The sequence below is a fragment of the Roseibium sp. MMSF_3412 genome (genome assembly GCF_030733265.1).
In the GTDB taxonomy this organism is placed as follows: Bacteria; Pseudomonadota; Alphaproteobacteria; order Rhizobiales; family Stappiaceae; genus Roseibium.
Genome location: NZ_JASHJI010000011.1, coordinates 1 through 21,320, shown reverse-complemented (window position 1 = coordinate 21,320; position 21,320 = coordinate 1). Strand labels below are relative to the sequence as shown.

Below are 21,320 nucleotides of genomic sequence, written 5' to 3'. Positions count from 1 at the left end.
TCTTGCGCCGGTGCGCGCTTCAGCCGCGTAATTGACTGAAATGTCGCATTCCTTTCGATTTCTATCGCTGATTTGCTTGGCGTCCGATGATTTGCCGGATACACAGGAAAGATGACTGTGTCGGAACTGAACAACAACCTGCCTCAGGGACTTCCGGAATTCGAATCCGGTTGGGTCTGGCTTGCGGGTGCGGGTCCGGGCGATCCGGGGCTGTTGACGCTGCACGCGGTCAACGGTTTGCGTCAGGCGGACGTCGTCGTCTACGACGCTCTTGTCGACAAGAGCATTCTGGATTGGGTAAAGCCCGGTACGATTACCGACTATGCCGGCAAACGCGGCGGCAAGCCGAGCCCGAAACAGCGCGACATCACGTTGAAGCTGATCGACTACGCGCGGGCGGGCAAACGCGTCTTGCGCCTCAAGGGCGGCGATCCTTTTGTGTTCGGACGCGGCGGTGAGGAAGCACTCGGGCTTGTGGAAGCAGGCGTGCCTTTCCGGATCATTCCAGGCGTCACCGCCGGGATCGGCGGTCTTGCCTATGCCGGAATTCCGGCAACTCACCGCGACTGCAATCAGGCCGTGACGTTCCTGACCGGACACGATCAGACCGGACTGACGCCCGATGCCGTCAACTGGGACGGCATCGCAAAGGGATCGCCTGTCATCGTGATGTATATGGCGATGAAGCATCTGGAGACGATAGCGGCTAAGCTTGTTGCGTGTGGACGATCGGTGGACGAACCTGTGGGCATCGTGTGCAATGCGTCTTTGGCCGGGCAACAGGTTCTCGAAACCACGCTGGGCCGGTGTTCCGAAGAAGCGAAGGTTGCCGGGATCAAACCGCCGGCGATTGTTTGTGTCGGCGAAGTCGTCCGCCTGCGGGAAGGTCTTGACTGGCTCGGCGCGATGTCGGGCAAGGTGCTGAATTCCGACCCGCTGGGCCTGAGGCCCGAAGGCCGCTCGGCAGATGCCGGCTGAACCTGACGGAGACGCGGCCAGGGGTCTTCTGATCGCCGCGCCGTCCTCCGGGGCGGGCAAGACCACGCTCACATTGGCATTGATCCGGGCACTCAGGAATGCCGGGAATTCCATTGTCTCTGCGAAATCCGGCCCGGACTATATCGATCCGAGATTCCATGAAGCGGCAAGCGGCACGCCCTGTCTCAATCTCGATGCCTGGGCAATGGACGGCGTGACGGTATCTGCCCTCGCAGCCAGACAAGGGGCAGGGCACGATCTTCTTCTTGTCGAAGGCGCCATGGGGCTTTTCGACGGGGCTGCGAACGGCCAGGGGTCGGCCGCACAACTCGCCGCAACGCTTTCCCTTCCCGTTGTTCTGGTTGTCGACTGCGCCCGGCAATCCCAGTCGGTCGCAGCGCTGGTGCACGGTTTCCGGACCTACCGCAATGACATAGAGATTGCCGGGGTCATCCTCAATCGCGTTGGCAGCACGCGTCATGAAAATATGCTGCGAACCGCTCTCGGCCCCCTCGGCATAACGGTTTTCGGCGCGATGCCGAGGACTTCGGATCTGCTTCTGCCGGAAAGGCATTTGGGCCTTGTGCAGGCCTTCGAGCATCCCGACCTTGAGGCCTTTCTGGAAAGGGCCGCGGAACTTTGCACCCGGAATGTCGACTTGGCCGCGATTGCAGCTGCGTCCGGCATCATTGCCAGCCGGAACAGTGAAAGGGCGCGGTTGCCGGCACCGTTGGGCCAACGGATCGCAATAGCGCGGGACGTCGCCTTTGCCTTTTCCTATCATCATGTGCTGGATTTCTGGCGTAGCCAGGGCGCGGAGCTCAGCTTCTTTTCACCGCTCGGCGACGAAGCGCCCGATCCAGGTTCCGACGCTGTTTTCCTGCCCGGTGGCTATCCCGAACTTCACGCGGCGGCGCTGGCAGCTGCCGGAAACTTCAAAGCCGGTCTGGGAGAAGCCGCGCGCGCGGGTCGTCTCATCTATGGTGAATGCGGCGGCTACATGGTTCTTGGCGAAGGGCTTGTTGATGCCGATGGTGCAAGGCACGAAATGCTCGGGCTTCTGCCACTGGAAACCTCGTTTGAAACCCGCAAGAGGCACCTCGGATACCGCAGGCTTGAGCCCATTGGCGGACTGCCCTGGGACACCTCTCTCACGGCACACGAATTTCATTACGCCACCATCGCAAGGGAAGGCGAGGCGGATCGTCTTTTCCGTGCAACTGATGCCGAAGGCAATACCTTGCCTGACATGGGGCTGAGGGCCGGTTCCGTGATGGGGTCGTTTGCCCATGTGATCGCGCAACAAAAGGCATAAAACGGAAACGCCTGACTCTGTCCGGCTGGCATGTTTCTGCGCATCCTCATCAGCTTCTGATCGCCGGTACGGCCCTGAGCCGGGGCCTTTTGCCAAACGCTGAGCAGGTCCCGGATCAGGTCCGGGACGGCGCGGATACCGGATCTTGATCCGCAGGCTCAGCGGAGCAGTGAAAACGGTGTCTGCGCACGCCCCGTTTTCCCTCTCCATCTGGGAGAGGTGATCGGGTTTGCGGGTGGTAATGTGCGTGACACAAATCCCTAATCTCGTAGGAAAGACGAGGAGAACCTGGGTGCCGCCCCGGCCTTGAGCCGGGGCCTCTTGTCGGGCGCTGCTCAGGTCCCGGATCAGGTCCGGGACGGCACTGGCGGTTTGTTGAGCGCGCGCGACAAACACGCACCCTTACCCCCGATCTTCGTTGTCCTCCTTATTTCTCCGGTCGTCCCATGGCTCGACCATGGGACCCATGCCGTGACCTTTCCCGGATCGGGGATAGAGTTTGGGGCGCCGGAACGGCCTGGATTGCCGGATCAGGTCCGGCAATGACGGGTCATTTAGGTTTTCCAGGACGAACGGACAATTGGCGCCTGAACGCGTTGATGAAAGAGGAGAGTTGAACAGGACCTCATTGCCCCGCATTCATTGCCGCCCCGGCCCTGAGCCGGGGCCTTTTGCATGGCGCTGCGCAGGTCCCGGATCGGGTCCGGGACGGTACCGATATCTCAGCTCATTCTGAGGGCTTCCATAGGTCCGGAGCGGGTCTCCACGCCCACCTGTTTCCCGCTCCCGCCGGGAGAGGGTCAGGGTGAGGAGGCAAACGCCTTAGGAGCGTTCACAGCTATGATCCCTCACCCGGCCTTTCAGGCCGACCTCTCCCACGGGGAGAGGTGATCGGGTTTGCGGGTGGTAATGTGCGTGACACAAATCCCTCATCTCGTTGGATAGACAAGGAGAACCTGGGTGCCGCCCCGGCCCTGAGCCGGGGCCTCATGACACGTGTTCAGCAGGTCCCGGATCGGGTCCGGGACGGCACCGATATCTCAGCTCATTCTGAGGGCTTCAATAGGTCCGGAGCGGGTCTCCACGCCCACCTGTTTCCCACTCCCTTGGGGAGAGGGTCAGGGTGAGGGGCTCCCCGTCAGGAGGCCTTCGCTTTCTTCTTCGGCCTCAGAACATGCACATGGTCGGCGTCGTAGAGCGCGCTGTCGCGAAAGTCTTCTCCCGGCTTCAGCGCATGACCGACAAAGATCAGGGCGGTGCGGGTGATCTTGGCCTTGCGGACCCCTGCGGCAATCGTCGAAAGCGTGCCGCGAATGAAGGTTTCGTCCGGCCATCCGACCCGGTAAGCCACGATCACCGGACAATCTGCACCGTAGTGCGGCGTCAGCTGACGTTCGATTTCACGCAGGTTCCGGATGGAAAGGTGGATCGCAAGTGTCGCGCCGCTCTTGCCGAGCGTATCGAGATCCTCGTTGTTCGGCATGGCCGACGACTGCATCGCCGTGCGGGTGACGATGACCGTCTGTGCGACCTCGGGGATCGTCAGTTCGGCTTTCAGCGCTGCGGCCGCCGCCGCAAAAGCCGGTACGCCGGGTGTCACGTCATAGTCGATCCCGAGTGCATCGAGCCGGCGCATCTGTTCCGCCGTGGCCCCGTAGATCGAGGGATCGCCGGAATGGACCCGGGCGACATCCAGGCCCGCTTCGTGGGCGTTCGCGATTTCCCCGATAATGTCATCGAGCGTCATGGGCGCAGTGTCGATCACGCGGGCGCCTTGGGGCGCTGCGGCAACGATCTGTTCCGGCACAAGTGAGCCGGCATAGAGGCAGACCGGGCAGGACTGGATCAGCCTCAGGCCACGCACCGTGATGAGATCGGGATCGCCGGGACCCGCGCCGATGAAATGAACGGTCATTGGATATCTACTGCCTCTTCGGTTTCCGGTGCGGTCTCGGCGCTGTCCGGTTTCGGTGCGTCGATCCGCTTGGCGTAGCCGCGCGGTGTATAGACGAAAATGCTGCCATCGCCCTTCATGATTGCGCGCGTGTTGGACGAACCGACCAGAACCGTGGTGAGCATATCGACTTCATCGACAGTGAGCGCTTCGAGCGTGGTGACTTTCAAGGTCTCTTCCGGGCGTCCGAGATTGACGCCGAGAACGACGGGTGTTGTCGGTGGCCGGTGTTCAAGCAGGATCTCACGCGCCGTGGCAAGTTGCGTGCGTCTGCGCTTGGAGACCGGATTGTAGAACGCAATCACGAAGTCGCCTTCGGCGGCGGCCTTCAGCCGCGCCTCGATGGATTCCCAGGGGGTCAGAAGATCGGAGAGCGAGATCGCGCAGAAATCGTGCCCGAGCGGTGCGCCGATCCGCGCCGAACACGCCTGAAGCGCCGAAATGCCCGGCGCATTGGTAACGCTGACCCGTTTGGCGGCATCCGAGACACCGCCGAATTCCTCGTTCCGGTGCAGCAGCTCGTAGACCAGCGCACCCATCGCGTAGATGCCGGCGTCGCCGGACGAGATCAGGGCAACATTCTTGCCCTTGCCGGCTTCCTCCAGTGCGAACCGCACCCGGTCCTCTTCCGCGCCAAGCGGAAAATTATGGTGCTTCTTGCCGGTGATGTGAGGCTCGACGATATCGAGATAAAGCGAATAGCCGACCACGTCTGTGGCTTCCGCCAGGAGTTTCGTGGCTTCGGGCGTCCGCCAGTCGTCCTTGCCCGGCCCGATGCCGATCACCGACAGATGACCGCGGGCACGGCCGATGGTGTCCGGGTCAATCGGTTGCGGCGCGCGCGCGATTGCGCAGGTCGCGTTCTCCGTTTTCTGTTTTTCAACGACGAGCGAACCGAACGGGCCGGAAGCTGCAAGCGAGGCGCCTTCCGACACGCCGTGGCAGCCGACTTCCTGAAAGACGATATTGGAAGGGTTCTTGAGCCGCGGTGTCTCGCGCTGGAGTTCCACTGCCGAAAAGACACGAAGCGGCACCCCCAGATGCGCGGCGAGCTCAAGGACCGCCGTTTCATCGGACTTCAGTTCAATTGTCGTCACGCAGGCAACGGCTCCCCTGGCAATGCCTGCGTCAGCCAACTGGGTTTCGACAAGATCGATGAGTTCCTTCGGATCGCAATAGCGGGCACAGCCCGCACCGACGGCGTATTTTTGAGGATGATAGACAAGCTGCGTCGGCCCGCCTTCGATCGGTTTTTCGGTGGCCGTCAGGACAATCGCGGCGTCCTCGGAAGTTTTGAGATCAGCGCTGGCAAGCCAGTCCGCCGTCCCCTCCAGACGCACATCCGCACCGGACAGCAGTTCGGCCATGACCGGTTTGGCGTCTTCCGGATTGGCCAGCACCCAGCCCCTGGGCGGCACATCGAGGGCAATCCCGAGCTTTGTATCCCCGGCCGTGGTGATGGCCGCATGGCCGCGCAAAGACTTCGCCAGGATCCGCGCCAGTTCGTTGGCACCGCGATGGCCACCGAGCAGCGGCACGATGCTGGAGCCGTCTTCGGAAACCGCGATCACCGGCGGCTCGGTGCGTTTGTCGCCGAGGATAGGCGCAAGCGCCCGGATCAGAATGCCGCTTGCGCAAAACCCGACGATCGGGTGCCCGGCCTTGAACAGCAGTTGCAGGTGTTCGATCGTTTCATTGAACTGGGTGTCGGCTGTCGGCACCCGGCCGGCCAGACCGTGGATACGCGCCGTTGAAAAGCGGCGCGCGACATCTTCTGCCGTGTCCAGCCCTGCCTGGTTCAGGACGAATAGGATGGGGGAAGCGTCCACGCTTCGTCTCCCTTGTAAATGAGGATCATGGAAAAATAGGGTGCGGTTTCCGCGTCGAGGTCAATCAGCCGATGCACCTTTTGCTTCGCAAGGCTGGCCCGCTCGACATAGCCGGCTTGCTCCAGAAGGCCCATGCGATCGAGCAGCGCCCTGAGGCGGGAAAGATGCCGGCCGACCTTCATGATGGCGACAGCCTGCGCCTCTTCAATCTTTTGCTCGATCGCGGCATCCGGAAGCGGGCCGGGTATGACCGTGAGAACATCGTTCCGCGAAGTCAGCGGACGTTGAAGCTGCGCCGCGCAGGCCGTCAGCGAGGTTACGCCTGGCACGACTTCGATGTCGAAGCGGTCGCAAAGCCGTTCGAACAGATACATGAAGGAGCCGTAGAAGAACGGATCGCCCTCGCACAGCGTGACGACATCGACACCGGCAGAAAGTACCTCGGCGATCTCGGCTGCAGCCTTGTCATATATCTCCTGGGCCGGAAAACGTTCGACCCGCATGGGGACCACGATCGGGATCTCGCGCGCGTCCAGCGGGATGGTCGACGCGGCGATCGAGCGGGCAAAGCTCTCGCCCGTGTCCGGCGCAGGATAGGCAACGACCTCCGCCGAGGAAATCAGCCTATGGGCCTTCAGCGTCATCAGCTCCGGATCGCCGGGGCCGAGGCCGATACCGTAGAGGGTTCCGCTCATGGCTTTTCAAGGCTCCATTGCGTTACCGGCATCAGCGGCCGCCAGCCGGTCAAACCGCCGACAGGGCTTGCCCGGTGGACGGAGAGTTTTTTCAAGACGCCGCCATGCGTCTGATAGGCGGCAAGAAGAACCGCCTCGCTTTCCAGTGTCACGGCATTCGCGACAAGCCTGCCACCGGCAGGAAGCGCTTCAAGCGACGTTTCGACGACACCGGGCGCAGTTAGCCCGCCGCCGATGAAGACAGCGTCCGGTCGGACCAGGCCGTCGAGGCCGTCAGGGGCGGTCGCATCAAGAAGCTCAAGATGGGGCACACCAAGGGCAATTGCGTTTTCCGCCGCCATTGCGCGCCGTTCTGCATGAGGTTCAAGGCCGATCGCACGGGTCCGGTTGGCGGCACGCAGCCATTCGATGGCGACCGATCCGCACCCCGCGCCGATATCCCACAAAAGAGCGCCCGGGTGGGGTTTCAGTTCGGCGAGGGTAACGGCTCGGATATCCTGTTTGGTCATCTTGCCGTCATGGCGGAAGACATCGTCGGAAAGGCCGGGCACGCGGGCACGCAGTCGCGTGCCCGGATCGGCGATGACGTCGAGAGCCAGCGTGTGAAAAGCGGCAACATCGCCAGACCAGTCTTCGGCATTGCCGCTTGTCCGGCGTTCTTTCTCGCCGCCAAGATGTTCAAGTGCGGTCATCCGGGTGCGGCCGTAGCCTTCGTCCGCCAGCAGATCCGCGACCTGCCGGGGCGTTTCCTCACCGCTCGTCAGAAGGAGAAGGCGCGCGCCCGGGTAAAGCGCACTGCGCAACAGATCCACCGGCCGGCCGTGCACGGAAAGACACTCGCAGTCCTGAAGAGGCCAGCTCATGCGCGAGGCGGCGAGCTGGAAGGCGGACAGGGACGGCAGAACGGTCAGCGCCTGCGGGGCGAAGCGCTGCACAAGCGATGATCCTATGCCGAACCACATCGGATCGCCTGTCGCCAGCACGGCAACCTGCCGGGATTTGAGCGTTTCAAGGGTGTTGAATACATCGGCGAAAGGAGACGGCCAGGTCCGTTTCTCGGCAGAAAGATCGCCCGCGAGCGCCAGGTGCCGCGCGCCGCCATAAACAACGTCGGCGCGGGCCAGGGCCTCGTGACCACCGGGTGCCAGTACGCCGTCCTCGCCGATCCCGACGAGCGTCAGCCAGGGGAGACTCATGTGTCCTCCAGCCGGTAGGGTTTGGTCGTGGTCTTGGGCGTGAGCTCACGCGGTTTGGCGTCCGTTTGAGGCACAGCTTGCTTCATTCCCTGCGATTTCCGGCTCGCCGGACTTGCCGTGCTTCCGCCTGCAGTTTCGCCGTCTGGTCCGGACTGGCCGCCGGAATGCGACAGGAACCCGCGCGAGCGCATGGGCTTTCCCGCTCTGATGGATTTCAGATCCTTGCGCTCTTCCGGCCCCGTCATTTCACCCTTCCTCCGGCAGTCCTGCGGCCAGTGCATTGACGGCGGCCGCCGCCATCGCCGATCCGCCGCGCCGGCCCCTGATTGCGAGATAGGGAACTCCGAACGGGTTGTCGATGAGCGCGTCCTTGGATTCGGCTGCACCGACGAAGCCGACGGGAAAACCGAGCACAAGAGCAGGTTTTGGCCCACCGGCTGCAATCGTCTCCAGGAGATGGAACAGCGCTGTCGGCGCGTTGCCGATGGCAACGACAGCGCCGTCGAGACGGTCATGCCAAAGGTTGACGGCAGCAGCCGATCGCGTCGTGCCAAGCTGCTTTGCCATCTCCGGCACACGCGTGTCGTTCAGCGTGCAGACAGTGTCGCAGGTTGACGGCAAGCGCGACCGGATGATGCCGTGGGAAACCATTTCCACATCACACAGGATGGCGGCACCGTTCCCGAACGCCCGCTGCGCCGAAGCCGTCAGGTTCTCCGACCAGGCAAGGTCCTGCGGCAGATCGGTCATGCCGCAGGCATGAATGAGCCGCACGGCAACGGCATGCAGGTCGTCCGGCAGATGTGAAAGATCCGCCTCGCCGCGCACGATGGAAAAAGACTGCCGGTAGATGGCCGACGGGTCCTTTTCATATGCGTATGCCGGATACGACTGCCTGGTCACGGGCGCTTATCCCTCGCGCTTCAGTGATTTCGGCCCGTGCGGATGATCCGCATGCGGGTAGGGATGATGATGGTGGCCATGGTCGTGATCGTGACTGTGCCCGTCGCCGTGATGGTGGTGATGATGCCCGTGATCATGCCCGTGATCATGCCCGTGATCATGGTGGTGATGATGATGTCCTGCGGCCTGAACCTGTTTTTCACAGGCCCCGGTGCAGATCTCATCGCAGAGCTGGCACTCTGCTTCCGCGCCAAGACCCTCGACGTGATGATGATGGCTTTCCTGCGCCAGGCCCACTTCCGCCTCGAAGCCGAGCACCTGTTCACGGTACTTGCACATCTGGCAGTTCATCAGGTTGGCGCCCTGCAGGATTTCCTGCACCCGGTCCGCCATCGTGTCGATTACCTGCGGATGGTCATTGAGATAGCCTGCCTTGAGAAACTCGATCTCCGGGTGATTTGCCGCGATCTCGTCGGCCGTGTTGTAGATCCTTTGAACCAGCACACCGGTGAAGAGGAAATAGGGAAACACGATGATGCGCTTGTAACCGAGCCTGGCCGCATGTTCGAGGCCGGGCCCGACAAGCGGAAAGGTGACACCGGAATAACACGTTTCCGCCCAGCCGAAGCCGAAGCCTTCCCAGAGCAGACGTGTGATCTTGGTGACGTTCGAGTTGGCATCCGGATCGGATGCGCCGCGCCCGACGACCATCAGAAGCGTTTCATGAAGCGGAACGTCGCTGTCCGCCTCGTCGATCGCGGCCTGGATGCGGGCGGCTGCCGCCTTGACCATGCGCGTATCGACGGCAAGTTCCCGTCCGTACGAGATTTTCATCTCCGGATGCATGGCCTGATAGGTGTTCAGGACCGATGGAATGTCATTCTTGGCATGGCCGGCGGCAAAAAGCATGCCCGGCACGGCCAGAACGCGGGTGCACCCCTGCTCGCGCAGTTTGTTCAGACCGTCGTGGATGACAGGATTGGCGAATTCCAGATAACCGTATTCGACCGGCCAGTCCGGGAACCGCGCCGTCAGGCCTTCGGCAAGCTGCGCGAACTGCTTGACGGCGCCCTTGTTGCGGCTACCGTGGCCGCAAATCATCAATCCGAGTTTTTCGCTCATTGCGCGGCTTCCCCGGCGGTCTCGTCGTCTGCGGCCTCTGCCTCAGGGGTGTCCTCGGCGTCTTTTTTCTTCCGGTCCTTCAACGCGACAAGGCCGGCTACCAGCGCGGCACCCGCGACGGCTGCAACGCCGATCCAGTGCGAATGCCCGGCCAGTTCGCCGAGATGGCCGCCATGGGCAAAGGCGGTTGACGGCATAAATACGGTCAGAAGTCCGGTGAGGTGTATCCGGTGGCTCATTCTTCTCTCCCAATGACAGGCGCCTGCAGGCAATCGACGGCGGCGGAATCGGAAGACGAAAGCAAACACGGACAATCAGCCGGCCGGAAAACGGCCGCTCTGCAAGTGCCTTGGACAGCTCCGGCATTGGTCCCCTGTGTGGGTCAACCGCATCCAGAATCGCTTTCAGTCCCTGATAGGACGCCGTCAGGTCGCGGCAATCTAGGGGAGCTGTTCCAGGCGATCAAGCGCGAAAACGACATCCATTGGTCGAAACAGACAACAGTTGATGACAGCCGCAGAATTTGTGGTTAAGCATGCGCGTGAGGGTAAATCTTGGGTATGTGGGCAATCTTGGCGTGAGAGCTTTCCGGCAGATACTTCCGGAAGTGAGGATCGCAGCATTCTTGCTGGCGGTGACGCCGTTCCTGCTCGTTTCCCTGATACCCAACGGATACATGCCGCGCGTTCAGGCCGATGGAACCTTCACGGTCACGATCTGTACGCCCGAAGGCCACCGGACCGTCGCGCTGGACGCGGACGGGGACATTGTCCCCGCGCTGCCTGATGGCCCGGAAGGGTCGAATTCCACAGATCATTGTCTCTTTGCAGGTGTGGGATCTTTCCTGGGAGCCGGCGAGGGAATTGAACTGCGTGCGCGCCTTGAAGGACCGCACAAGGTTCTGGCGAAACGCGAATCCGGCTTGCCTCCGGTCGCCGCGCCGGGCCGTCTCGGTGCCCGTGCTCCACCGCGCTGGATCTGAGCGACAATCAATCCACGAAACATCATGAAGCGAGCCCAGCCGCCTCGTCAGGCGGGCTGCCCGCTCGCGTTGGAGCATCCATGAGCACCTATTCCCGGGACGGCACCAGCACGTCCGCACCCAGCCGGTTCTACCTGGCCGCATGGCGCTGGCACTTCTACGCCGGCCTCTTCGTCATTCCCTTTCTCACGACCCTTGCCGTCACCGGCATGATGATGATGTATATCGGCTTCGTTGATGGCCGCGATGGCGAGAAGATCACCGTCCAGGTTCCCGAAAATCCGGTTGCCTTGAGCGTGTCCGATCAGGCCGAAGCCGCATTGGCGAACCAGCCCGGCAGCACCCTTGTCGAATGGCTCAAGGGCCGGTCGGAAAACAGCGTTTCCGTTTTCCGGATTACCCATGACGGCACCCAGTCCATGGTCGCCGTTGATCCTTATTCCGGCGGCGTCGTTGAAAGCTGGGACCGGCGGCAGGGCTGGTACGATTTCGCCGACGGCATCCACAGCGACCTGTTGCTCGGGACACCGGGGGACCGCTTTCTGGAAATCGCAGCGGGTCTTGCCATCGTCCTGATCATCACGGGCATATATCTCTGGTGGCCCAGGGACATGTCCCTGATACAAGCGTTCGTCCCCGATCTGCGCCAAAGGGGAAGGGCGCTCTGGAAGACGCTGCATGTGAACATCGGGATCTATGTCTCGGTGTTCCTGCTCGCCTTCCTGATCACCGGAATGGCCTGGACCGGAATCTGGGGCGGCAAGATCGTGCAGGCCTGGAGCACGTTTCCGGCGGAGAAATGGGACAACGTCCCGCTTTCGGACGAAACCCATGCCTCCATGAACCATGGCGCGGTCTCAGATCAGCCCTGGGCCCTGGAACAGACACAAATGCCGGCCTCCGGGTCCGAGGCCGGCGTTGCGGGAACGGCACCAGGAGCGCCTGTTGATATCGACAGTGTCGCGGCCCTCGCCGCATCGATCGGCTTCAATGCCCGCTACCGCATCGCCTATCCGCGCAGCGAAGCCGGTGTGTGGACCATCAATCAGGACACGATGAGTGCCGACGCGGAAGATCCGTTCTCCGACCGGACGGTTCACGTCGACCAGTATACCGGCAAGGTTCTTGCGAATGTCGCTTTCGCCGACTATTCGGCGGCGGGCAAGGCAATGGCCGTCGGCATCCCGTTTCACATGGGTCTCATGGGGCTCTGGAACCTCGTTCTCAACACGTTCGTCTGCCTGTCGGTGATCTTCCTGTCCGTCAGCGGTGTCGTCATGTGGTGGATGCGCCGCCCGAAGGGCGCGGCCCTGCGTGTCTTTGCGCCGAAGACGCCGGATGACCTGCCGCATTGGCGCGGCGCGATGATCCTGATGCTGGCAGTGTCGCTGGCCTTCCCGCTCGCCGGGGTCACGCTGCTTGGCGTACTTGCGCTTGATTACCTGGTCGTGAAACGCATCCCGGCGCTCCGCCGGGCGTTCGGGTAATCCGGGGCCGGGCGCGGGCAGTGCCGGTGCCCGGTTTCTCATGAGGCTGTGACGATGGTGACCCTCTAGGGTACGGACCCATAAATGAAGTCAATTTGGTTTGGATCGTTTTGATTAACTGTGAGGAGCGAAAGCGCAGGAAATGTGGTTCATTTTCAAGCCTTTCGCGACGCTGCAGATGGCCAAAACGGCCAAATCCGAAGGACGGCAAAATGGCTTCACCTCGCAGCGTCACCGTGCTTGACCGGGCATAACGCCCGCTCTGCGCACGCTTCCTCGCGAGATTTTGCCATTTCTACCGCCAAATCGGCGTCATTTATGGGTCCGTACCCTAGCCTTGACGGCACATCGGCTTTCAACAACAAGAAAATCCCGTTTTTTGAAAAGGATGCCGATCTGCCGTGCTGGACCAAATGACATTTTCCGGTGACCTCTGGCTTTCACCCGGTCCGGGCGGCTGGACGTTTGTGACCTTGCCGCTGGAAAGCGCCGACCAGATCCGGTTTGTAACGGGTGGTCAGAAGACGAAAAGCTGGGGCATGATCAAGGTGAAGGCGACCATCGGATCCTCGACTTGGCGCACGACCATCTGGCCGGACAAGGCGTCGGGCTCCTTCCTGCTGCCGGTCAAGGCAGCTGTCAGAAGAGCCGAGAAAGTCTCAGCCGGCGACAGGGTTGAGGTTGATATGACGGTTCTTGCGGGTCCGGACGTATGACCGAAAGTTGAAGAACAAACCTAAGCCGCCACCGCCCAGTCGTCCGCGTCCGCGCGCGCACCGATCAGGGCAAGGCCATTGGCAACGGACGTGAGTTCGTTCCCGCCGGAGATCTTCTCCGTGCCGAAGCGGTTCGCGAACTGTCGCCGGACGGCGGGTACGAACGATGTTCCACCCGTCATGAACACCCGGTCGATCTCGTTTTCCTGCAATCCCGCCTTTGCCAGCGTCGTGTCGAGCGCCTTGTCCATCTTGGCAAGATCGCCCGCGATCCAGCTCTCGAAATCTTTGCGGGCGACGGTTGCCCGGAAATCGGTGCCAAGCGGGGAGAAGGAAAACTCGGCCTCGTCTTCCGCCGACAGCCGGGCCTTGGTCTCCGACACGGACTTGTAGAGCGGATAACCCTGGTCCTCGTCCACCAGTTCGATGAAGAGCTCGATCTTGTCAGGCTCCAGGCACCAGCGCAGCAGCTTCTTCATTTCCTTGAAATCGTCGGAGGTCTTGAAGATGGAGAGCATGTGCCAGCGCGCGAAATTGGAAAAGAGGTTGGGCGGGATTTCCAGCACCTTGCCCATGCTCTGGTAGGATGATCCCTTGCCCAGTTTCGGCAGCACGACATTGTCGATGATGCGGTAGTCGAACGTGTCGCCGGCAATGCCGATCCCGCCGCGCCCGAGCGGGGTCGCCTTGAGGTGACCGCCTTCGGTCTCAAAGCGCATGATCGAATAGTCCGTGGTGCCGCCGCCGAGGTCGGCGACGAGGATTGTCGTGTCCCTTTGTAGCGACTGCGCATAGGAGAACGCTGCACCGACCGGCTCCATCACGAACAGGATGTCTTCAAAACCGACCTTCCGGAACGCTCTCCTGTAGCGTTCCATCGCCAGTTGTTCGTCCGGCCGGTACCCGGCGAATTCCACGGGCCTGCCGACAACAAGCCGGGTTCCGGTGGGGTCGAAGCTGGTTCCAGCGCGCTCGAATGCACAGCGCAGGAAGGTCGACATGAGATCCTCAAATTCGAACCGGACGCCATAAACGCCGGTTCCCTTGAAGAGGCTGCTCGCCGCAAAAGTCTTGAGCGACTGAATGAAGCGCACGTCTCCGAAGCTTTCCAGAAACTGCCGGATGGCCCAGGGGCCGACTTCGGGATGCAGGGCCCGCGCCGCGCCACGGTCGAGAAAGCTCAAGACGGTCGGCAGTGACGTGAAGCTCTCGTCCCTGTCCTGAAAGCGGACGGGACTTGTTGCACCGGCTCCGTTCGCGGTGACCGCCACCGTGTTGGAGGTTCCGAAGTCAAGTCCGATGGTTTCAGTCATGGCAGCGGTCCTCACGAAGAAACGCGCAAACGCACCGCGGGCTGGTCGCGGCAGTTCGGGCGGAAGGGCTCTGGAAATTGGAATGGCCGGGCTGAATACGGGCAATCACGACAAAAGGCAAGGCCAAACGGGGCGTCAGGCCATCAGTTTATGCAAAACCCATGTCGGTTCAGTGATGTTCCAGGAGACTGTCCTGGTCCGAATACTCGTCAGGCTCCGGTGTCCGCATGACGTTTGACGCCTTGCGGGTTCTTTTCCGGCGCTCCGTCGGCGAGAAGCCGAACTTCTCCCGGTAGACGCTCGCAAAATGCGCCTGGTCGACAAAACCCGTCGAGAAGGCAACCTGCGCGACCGCCATGCGGGTCTTGCGCAGCAATTCATCGGCCTTGTGCAGGCGGATGTCCATATAGCAGCGCATGACGGAAATGCCGAGATCCGACTTGAAATTGCGTTGCAGCTTGCGTGAGCTGACACCGGCGAGCATCGCGATCTGGTCCAGTGTCAGGAGGTCGCTGACATGGCTTTCCATCAGGTCGACCGCTGCCGTCACGCAGCTGTTGACGCCGGTGTTGCTGCCAAGGTAACGCGAGCGCAACGGCTCGTCCGCGCTGCGCATGCCACTGTGAACCAGCCAGTCGCTGACTGTCGTTGCGAGTTCCGTACCTAGTTCTGATTTAACAAGGGCGAGCATCATGTCGAGCGACGCGACCCCGCCCGCGCAGGAATAGCGGTTCCGGTCGATGACGAAGATCCGCCGCTCCAGAAAGTATCCGTCCGAAAGGGCGTTGAGTTCTTCGAAATGTTCCCAGTGGACCGTGAAACGCCGGTCTTCCATCAGCCCGGCCTTCGCCAGAAGCGCACCGCCGCCGGAGATGCCGCCGAGGGCGACGCCATGCGCGGCAAGCTTGCGCAGCTGTGCGTAAAAGGCGGTGTTCTCGGCCTCTTCGAGATTGGTCCCGGCGGCAACCAGCAGAAGATCGACCTGGTTGCTCAGGATGCCAAGCGGTTCTGTTTCGATATAGGCACCGCACGAGGCGCGGGCGCGGCCGGCATTTTGCGAGTAGTAGGACAGCTGAAAATACTCGGACCCGCCCAGAAGATTGGCCGCCCTCAGGGGTTCGATCGCCGACGCGACCGACATGAGCGCGTAGCCGTCGACCAACAGAAAACCGATCTTGCGTCGTCTGGTCTCGCTTTGCATTCCAATATCTTAAGCGGTGTCAGCCCGAGAAGCTAGGTTGATAGGGTGGTTTCGAACCTGTCGCGCCATAGTAGAGACTGACGACGTGTTCAGCCTCGGCGAAGAACAGCCACCGGGACGCAAAGGCGCCCACCAGATAGATCAGCGTGGCAAGGATCGCCGTGAACGGGTTGACAGGCAGCAGCGCAACGATGGCCAGCGGCACGACGATCATGCCCGCGAAGGCGATGATGCGCAGTTTCTGGACGTGTTTGCGCCCGACCACATGCACCATTTCCTTCAGGAGATAGTTCGATCCGGTATGCGGCGGTTCAAACAGCCGCGCGCTGCCGCGGTCTCCCAGGCCGGTTGCTGTTTCGATCGTATGACCGCGTTCGGCAAAGCGGCGGTCACCAAGGACCCAGTGCAGGATCTGGAAGCCACCGGCCAGGAGCAGCAGCACGAGCGCTGCGGCGGTTTGCTGTGCGAGGATCGCTCCACCCGCGAGCGAGACAGTCAGCATGTGCGCTGGGGTCAGCCAGTGGTTCCAGCGCGGCACCGTCTTCAGCTGTGCGTAGATCATTGATGTCGCCACGACCGTCGCGACAGAGAGGATCGCGCCGAGCAGGCCGAGCGGAAACACGGAGATGCCGATAAAGACCGCCGCCGCCGCGTAGATCGCGAGGATGATCAGCGCGGCCGTCGACAGCCAGGCTTCACGCGACAGCCAGCTGGAGCGCCACTGGGTGAAGGCTTTCAGAGCGCGCTGCGGGTTGCCGAGATGGAAGGTGGAAGCCACGAGCCCGCCCACGGCAAGCGCGAAGGCGACCGCAAAGTAGAAAAACGCTTCCACGCCATGAACGTCCGGCAGACCCAGCCCCAGGAATGTCAGAAACCCGAAGCCGAGACCGGAGAGAACGGTGAAGACGATAACGGAGGGAGCCGGATGCATCAGAGCGCCTCCAGTCTTTTGTCGAGCCAGGCGAGAAAACCCTTGGGTTCCTCGGCAACAGGTTCAAGCAGGGGCGTGAGAACATCCATGTCCGGCAACTGGTCCTTGGGCCGGGGCGGCAGGTACTTGTTGACCGGCTTTGTTCCCTGTTCCGGCATCAGGTCCATGCCGCCGCGCTCGGCGACCAGTTTCGACACGTTGCTGTCCGGGTCGGCGAAGTCACCGAAGTGGCGGGCACCGGCCGGACATGTTCTGACACAGGCCGGAACACGGTCTTCCTCGGGAAGGTTCTCGTTGTAGATCCGGTCCACGCAGAGCGTGCATTTTTTCATCACGCCGGCGACGGCATCCATCTCGCGGGCGCCATAGGGGCAGGCCCACGCGCACAATCCGCAGCCGATGCAGGCATCCTCGTTGACAAGAACGATCCCGTCCTCGGTCCGCTTGTAGCTGGCACCGGTCGGACAGACCGTGACGCAGGGCGCGTCTTCGCAATGAAGGCAAGACTTCGGAAAATGGACCGTCTGGCTGCAGCCGCCGCCCTTGGGTTCCACTTCATAGCTGTGAATCCGGTTGAGAAAGGTCCCGACCGGATCACCGCCATAGGCATCGGTATCGCTGAGCGGCGCACCGTAGTTTTCGGTGTTCCAGCCCTTGCAGGCGGTAACGCAGGCATGACAGCCGACGCATGTGTCCAGATCGATGACAAGGCCGAGTTTCTTGTCCGTGGCCGCTGGCAACTGGGTCATGAGGTCACCTTCTGTTGCACTGTGGCGGGTCCTTTGCCGACCGGCGATTTCAATGGCCCGAAGGCCGGCTGGCTTTCCGCAGGAGCGGACGCCTTTTCAATCTTCACCCTGAGGTCGAACCACGCGGCCTGACCGGTGACAGGGTCTGAATTCGACCATCTGAGACCATCGCCCTTGGGCGGCAGAAGTTCGTGTATCAGGTGGTTCAAAAGGAAGCCGCTGGTCGCTTCCGGTGCGTCGTCGTCGAGCGCCCAGGCCCCTTTGCGCTTGCCGATCGCGTTCCAGGTCCAGACCGTGTTTTCGTTGAGCCCGGCCATATGCGCGACCGGAACCGTGATCTCGCCATGGACGGAGGTAAGCCGCGCCCAGTCGCCATCCTTGAACCCGTTTTCCTGCCAGATCTTTGTCGGAACATAGAGCGGATTGCGCCCGTGGATCTGACGCAGCCAGGCGTTCTGGCTGCCCCAGGAATGGTACATTGCCATCGGCCGTTGCGTCAGCGCGTGTACGGGATAGGCCTCCGTATCGACGGAGCCGTCCTCGATGGGCGGATACCAGACCGGAAGCGGATCCAGATAGTCCTTGATCTGCTGTCTCAGGTGATCCGGCGGTTGGCGTTCACCGTGTCCTTCCGCGGCAAGCTGGAACCGGCGCAGCGGTTCGGCATAGAGCTGAAACAGGTAGGGCTGAGGAGCGTCGTAGAAACCGAGCCCGACCGCCCAGTCCTGGTAGGCGGCATTCCAGGGTTTGTAGTAGGTCGCCTCGTCCGGAACATGTTCCACGAAGAAACTGCCGTTGTCGATATAGCGCTGCAACTGGTCGGGATTGACGTCTCCCCGGCCGGTCTGCGTTCCGTTACCGCGAAACCCTGCCAGTGGTCCGATCCCCGGCCTGCGCTGGTGATTGACCATGTAATCCGCATAGTCCTTGTAGAGCGCTGTGCCGTTTTCATCGACGAAACCGGGCAGCTTGAGCCGCGCTCCAAGATCGACCAGTACCGACTGGAACCCGCGGACGTCGCGGTCCGGCTCGATCACCGGCCAGCGAATCGCGTCGGCGGCGGCATCCGCCTCGCAGATTGGCCGGTCCAGCAGCGAAATACAGTCGTGACGCTCCAGGTAGGTCGTGTCGGGCAGGATCAGGTCGGCATAGGCCACCATTTCCGAGGAATAGGCATCGGAATAGATGATCCGCGGGATGACATAGTCGCCGTTTTCGTCCTTGTCCGTCAGCATGTCCATGACACCACGGGTGTTCATGGACGAGTTCCAGGCCATGTTGGCCATGTAGAGAAACAGGGTGTCGATCTTGTAGGGATCGCCCGCATGCGCGTTCGAGATCACCATGTGCATCAGGCCGTGGGCCGAAAGCGGGTTTTCCCAGGTGAACGCCTTGTCGATGCGCGCCGGTGTGCCGTCTTCCTTCAGAGCCAGATCGGCGGGACTGCGGACGAAGCCGAGATGCGGTCCGTCCAGGGGGCAGTCCGGCTTCGAATGGCAATGCGGTGTCGGGTGAGCTTCGACGGGTTTCGGATAGGGCGGCTTGAACCGGAAACCGCCCGGAACCTCGACCGTGCCGAGCAGGATCTGAAGAACATGAAGCGCGCGGCAGGTCTGAAACCCGTTGGAATGCGCGGAGATACCGCGCATGGCGTGGAAACTGACCGGACGGCCGAGCATCTTCTCGTGGCGGGTGCCGCGGAAATCGGTCCAGGGCTGATCCAGCTCAAAGGCTTCTTCAAAGGCGACGCGCGCAAGTTCTGCGGCAATCGCCCGGATACGGCCCGGGCGCACCCCGCATTGCTCGGAAACGGCTTCCGGGCTGTGATCGTCGGAAAGAAACCGGTCGGCAAGGTGCTGAAAGACTGTCTTGTGCATGACGCCGTCCATGTCGACCTGGGCCGCCAGATCCGGTTTGACGCCCTGCTTGTCGAAAGGCTGCAATGTCCCGCTTGTCCGGTCGATGACCAACGGCTTGCCGTCGTCGTTGCGAATCAGCAGCCCTTCCTCGGAAGAGCCCGGGGTTGCGTTGACCAGACACGGTGCATTCGTGAACTGGGCAAGATAGGAAAGATCGACCTTGCCGGCTTTCAAGAGGACATGGATCAGGGACGAAATGAACAGCCCGTCCGTACCGGGTGTAATGCCGACCCATTCATCGGCAATCGCGTTGTAGCCGGAGCGGATCGGATTGACGCCGATGACCTTGCCACCCCGCGCCTTGAGCTTGCCGAGACCCATCTTGATGGGGTTGGAATCGTGATCCTCCGCGACACCGAAGATCATGAAGAGCTTGGTGTGATCCCAGTCCGGCTGGCCGAATTCCCAGAAGGCACCGCCCATCGTGTAGATGCCTGCGGTCGCCATGTTGACCGAACAGAACCCGCCGTGGGCTGCATAGTTGGGCGTGCCGAAATTCTGCGCCCAGAAACTGGTGAAACTCTGCGACTGGTCGCGCCCGGTGAAGAAAGCGAGCTTCTCCGGGGCGGACTTGCGGACAGGTTCGAGCCAGGACTTGGCAAGTTCCAGAGCTTCATCCCAGGAGATTTCCTGAAATTCGCCCGAGCCGCGGGGACCGGTTCGCTTGAGCGGCGCGCGCAGGCGCGACGGGGCATTGACCTGCATGATGCCGGAAGAGCCTTTGGCACACAGAACGCCCTTGTTGACCGGATGGTCCCGGTTGCCCTCGATATAGGCGACCTTTCCGTCCTTGAGATGCACATTGATGCCGCAGCGGCAGGCGCACATGTAGCAGGTCGTCTTGCGAACCTCGTCGGAGACTTTCGGCGAGGTGTCGACAATGGGGGCCGTCATACGGTCCGCTCCATGCCGGTTGTCTTCGTGTCCTTGTGAACTGACTGTGCGGTTGTAACTGCGATCATGTGAAGAATATCCTCCGAGCTGCACCCGCGCGACAAATCGTTTGCCGGATGCGATAGTCCTTGCAGGATCGGCCCGATAGCCTTCGCTCCCCCAATCCTCTGTGCGATCTTGTAGCCAATATTTCCTGCGTCAAGATTAGGAAAGATAAAAACGTTCGCGTTACCTTCAATTGGTGAATCCGCCGCTTTCGATTGGGCAACCTCTGGTACGAACGCTGCGTCGAATTGCAATTCACCGTCGATGAGAAGGTCGGGGGCCGCCTCACGTGCAAGCATTGTTGCCTGCTGAACCTTCGAGACGGCGTGATGTTCCGCACTTCCGCGTGTCGAAAAGGAAAGCATGGCAATCCGGGCGGCGTCGTTGGTCAGGTCCTGGTATGAGCGCGCGGATGCGATGGCGATTTCGCTCAATTCCTCGGCAGTCGGATCGACCACGAGTCCGGCGTCGGAAAAAATACACGCGCCTTTTCGTACATGGTGGTCTTCGCAAAACAGAAACAGGAAGAAACTCGAAACGAGCTTGGTTCCCTCCGCCACTCCGATGACCTGGATAGCGGTCTTGATAACTTCCGCGGAGGAGAGCACCGCACCGCCGATACAGCCGTCTGCGTGTCCGGCCTTGACGAGCAGCGCCGCATAGACATGTGGCACAAGCGCCTGCTGCATTGCCTGCTCAGGGTCGACGCCCTTGTGCTTGCGCATCGAGTGATACAGTTCTGCAAGCTCTTTAGTCAGGGACGAGGTCGCCGGACGATGGATTTCCAGCCCGTCGATCTCGCGGGCGTTCGCCAGTTGCGCCTCTTCGGCTTCGCTGTCGCAGACCAGAATGATCCTGGCGATACCTTGCTTTCGAGCATCGACCGCTGCCTGGATGACCCGCGGGTCGGCACCTTCACTCAGGACAATTGTCTTGTCTGAACGGGCGGCGTTCCGCAGGATTTCTTCCAAAGGTTTCATCGGACCTGGCTTTCCTGGCATTGGCTGACCGGTCTGACAGTTGCCGAAGCCATCCAGGGAAAGCGGTTGGCGAGGGTCTGGACCGATGGGCTGGTGGCGCCGCCGATCCGT

19 protein-coding genes are annotated in these 21,320 nt (G+C 61.6%); 5 read left to right on the top strand and 14 right to left on the bottom strand.

Annotated elements, in window-relative coordinates:
- Positions 1 to 111 precede the first annotated feature (111 nt).
- Both cobA and RBB49_RS18550 read left to right on the top strand, forming a co-directional pair.
- A complete protein-coding gene (gene cobA / locus RBB49_RS18555) occupies positions 112 to 978 on the top strand; it encodes a uroporphyrinogen-III C-methyltransferase (protein ID WP_306144365.1) in 867 nt (288 codons plus the stop codon).
- Positions 968 to 2,293: a cobyrinate a,c-diamide synthase gene (locus RBB49_RS18550; protein WP_306144364.1), complete on the top strand. Its 1,326-nt coding sequence runs from the start codon at positions 968 to 970 to the stop codon at positions 2,291 to 2,293. Before cobA ends, RBB49_RS18550 begins: the two co-directional genes overlap by 11 nt.
- Positions 2,294 to 3,431: 1,138 nt before the next feature.
- On the opposite strand, the gene cobM is transcribed toward RBB49_RS18550, so the two are convergent.
- Genes cobM through RBB49_RS18510 form a run of 8 tightly spaced genes read right to left on the bottom strand, consistent with a single transcriptional unit; the run spans position 3,432 to position 10,231 of the window.
- Positions 3,432 to 4,208: a precorrin-4 C(11)-methyltransferase gene (cobM, locus tag RBB49_RS18545; protein WP_306144363.1), complete on the bottom strand. Its 777-nt coding sequence runs from the start codon at positions 4,206 to 4,208 to the stop codon at positions 3,432 to 3,434.
- Complete coding sequence (cobJ, locus tag RBB49_RS18540) at positions 4,205 to 6,076, bottom strand: precorrin-3B C(17)-methyltransferase (RefSeq protein WP_306144362.1); 1,872 nt, start codon at positions 6,074 to 6,076, stop codon at positions 4,205 to 4,207. Before cobJ ends, cobM begins: the two co-directional genes overlap by 4 nt.
- A complete protein-coding gene (cobI, locus tag RBB49_RS18535; RefSeq protein ID WP_306144361.1) occupies positions 6,046 to 6,771 on the bottom strand; it encodes a precorrin-2 C(20)-methyltransferase in 726 nt (241 codons plus the stop codon). Before cobI ends, cobJ begins: the two co-directional genes overlap by 31 nt.
- Positions 6,768 to 7,967 carry a precorrin-6y C5,15-methyltransferase (decarboxylating) subunit CbiE gene (gene cbiE / locus RBB49_RS18530; protein ID WP_306144360.1) on the bottom strand — a complete coding sequence of 400 codons (1,200 nt, stop codon included), beginning with the start codon at positions 7,965 to 7,967 and terminating at the stop codon, positions 6,768 to 6,770. The genes cobI and cbiE overlap by 4 nt, the downstream gene beginning before the upstream one ends.
- Positions 7,964 to 8,212, bottom strand: a complete 249-nt coding sequence (locus RBB49_RS18525; protein WP_306144359.1) for a hypothetical protein — start codon at positions 8,210 to 8,212, stop codon at positions 7,964 to 7,966. The genes cbiE and RBB49_RS18525 overlap by 4 nt, the downstream gene beginning before the upstream one ends.
- Position 8,213: 1 nt before the next feature.
- Complete coding sequence (locus tag RBB49_RS18520) at positions 8,214 to 8,870, bottom strand: precorrin-8X methylmutase (protein WP_306144358.1); 657 nt, start codon at positions 8,868 to 8,870, stop codon at positions 8,214 to 8,216.
- A gap of 6 nt (positions 8,871 to 8,876) precedes the next feature.
- Positions 8,877 to 9,992, bottom strand: a complete 1,116-nt coding sequence (locus RBB49_RS18515; RefSeq protein WP_306144357.1) for a sirohydrochlorin chelatase — start codon at positions 9,990 to 9,992, stop codon at positions 8,877 to 8,879.
- Positions 9,989 to 10,231 (bottom strand): DUF6732 family protein, encoded by a 243-nt coding sequence (locus tag RBB49_RS18510; RefSeq protein WP_306144356.1) that lies wholly within the window; start codon positions 10,229 to 10,231, stop codon positions 9,989 to 9,991. Before RBB49_RS18510 ends, RBB49_RS18515 begins: the two co-directional genes overlap by 4 nt.
- Positions 10,232 to 10,527: 296 nt before the next feature.
- On the opposite strand from RBB49_RS18510, the gene RBB49_RS18505 reads away from it, so the two are divergent.
- From RBB49_RS18505 to RBB49_RS18495, 3 genes are all read left to right on the top strand, one after another.
- Positions 10,528 to 10,974, top strand: coding sequence for a hypothetical protein (locus RBB49_RS18505; RefSeq protein ID WP_306144355.1), 447 nt, complete (start codon positions 10,528 to 10,530; stop codon positions 10,972 to 10,974).
- A gap of 80 nt (positions 10,975 to 11,054) precedes the next feature.
- A complete protein-coding gene (locus RBB49_RS18500) occupies positions 11,055 to 12,461 on the top strand; it encodes a PepSY domain-containing protein (protein WP_306144354.1) in 1,407 nt (468 codons plus the stop codon).
- 401 nt (positions 12,462 to 12,862) lie between these two features.
- Positions 12,863 to 13,177, top strand: a complete 315-nt coding sequence (locus tag RBB49_RS18495) for a DUF1905 domain-containing protein (RefSeq protein WP_306144353.1) — start codon at positions 12,863 to 12,865, stop codon at positions 13,175 to 13,177.
- Positions 13,178 to 13,197: 20 nt separating this feature from the next.
- On the opposite strand, the gene RBB49_RS18490 is transcribed toward RBB49_RS18495, so the two are convergent.
- From RBB49_RS18490 to pta, 6 genes are all read right to left on the bottom strand, one after another.
- Positions 13,198 to 14,490, bottom strand: a complete 1,293-nt coding sequence (locus RBB49_RS18490; protein WP_306144352.1) for an Hsp70 family protein — start codon at positions 14,488 to 14,490, stop codon at positions 13,198 to 13,200.
- Positions 14,491 to 14,659: 169 nt separating this feature from the next.
- Positions 14,660 to 15,691 (bottom strand): GlxA family transcriptional regulator, encoded by a 1,032-nt coding sequence (locus RBB49_RS18485; protein ID WP_306144351.1) that lies wholly within the window; start codon positions 15,689 to 15,691, stop codon positions 14,660 to 14,662.
- Between the two features lie 19 nt (positions 15,692 to 15,710).
- Entirely contained in the window at positions 15,711 to 16,622 is a 912-nt protein-coding gene (locus RBB49_RS18480; RefSeq protein WP_306144350.1) for a DmsC/YnfH family molybdoenzyme membrane anchor subunit, read from the bottom strand.
- Positions 16,622 to 17,371 carry a 4Fe-4S dicluster domain-containing protein gene (locus RBB49_RS18475; RefSeq protein ID WP_306144349.1) on the bottom strand — a complete coding sequence of 250 codons (750 nt, stop codon included), beginning with the start codon at positions 17,369 to 17,371 and terminating at the stop codon, positions 16,622 to 16,624. The genes RBB49_RS18480 and RBB49_RS18475 overlap by 1 nt, the downstream gene beginning before the upstream one ends.
- Positions 17,368 to 20,184, bottom strand: a complete 2,817-nt coding sequence (locus tag RBB49_RS18470; RefSeq protein ID WP_306144348.1) for a molybdopterin oxidoreductase family protein — start codon at positions 20,182 to 20,184, stop codon at positions 17,368 to 17,370. Before RBB49_RS18470 ends, RBB49_RS18475 begins: the two co-directional genes overlap by 4 nt.
- Positions 20,181 to 21,209, bottom strand: coding sequence for a phosphate acetyltransferase (gene pta, locus RBB49_RS18465; protein WP_306144347.1), 1,029 nt, complete (start codon positions 21,207 to 21,209; stop codon positions 20,181 to 20,183). The genes RBB49_RS18470 and pta overlap by 4 nt, the downstream gene beginning before the upstream one ends.
- Between the last annotated feature and the right edge of the window lie 111 nt (positions 21,210 to 21,320).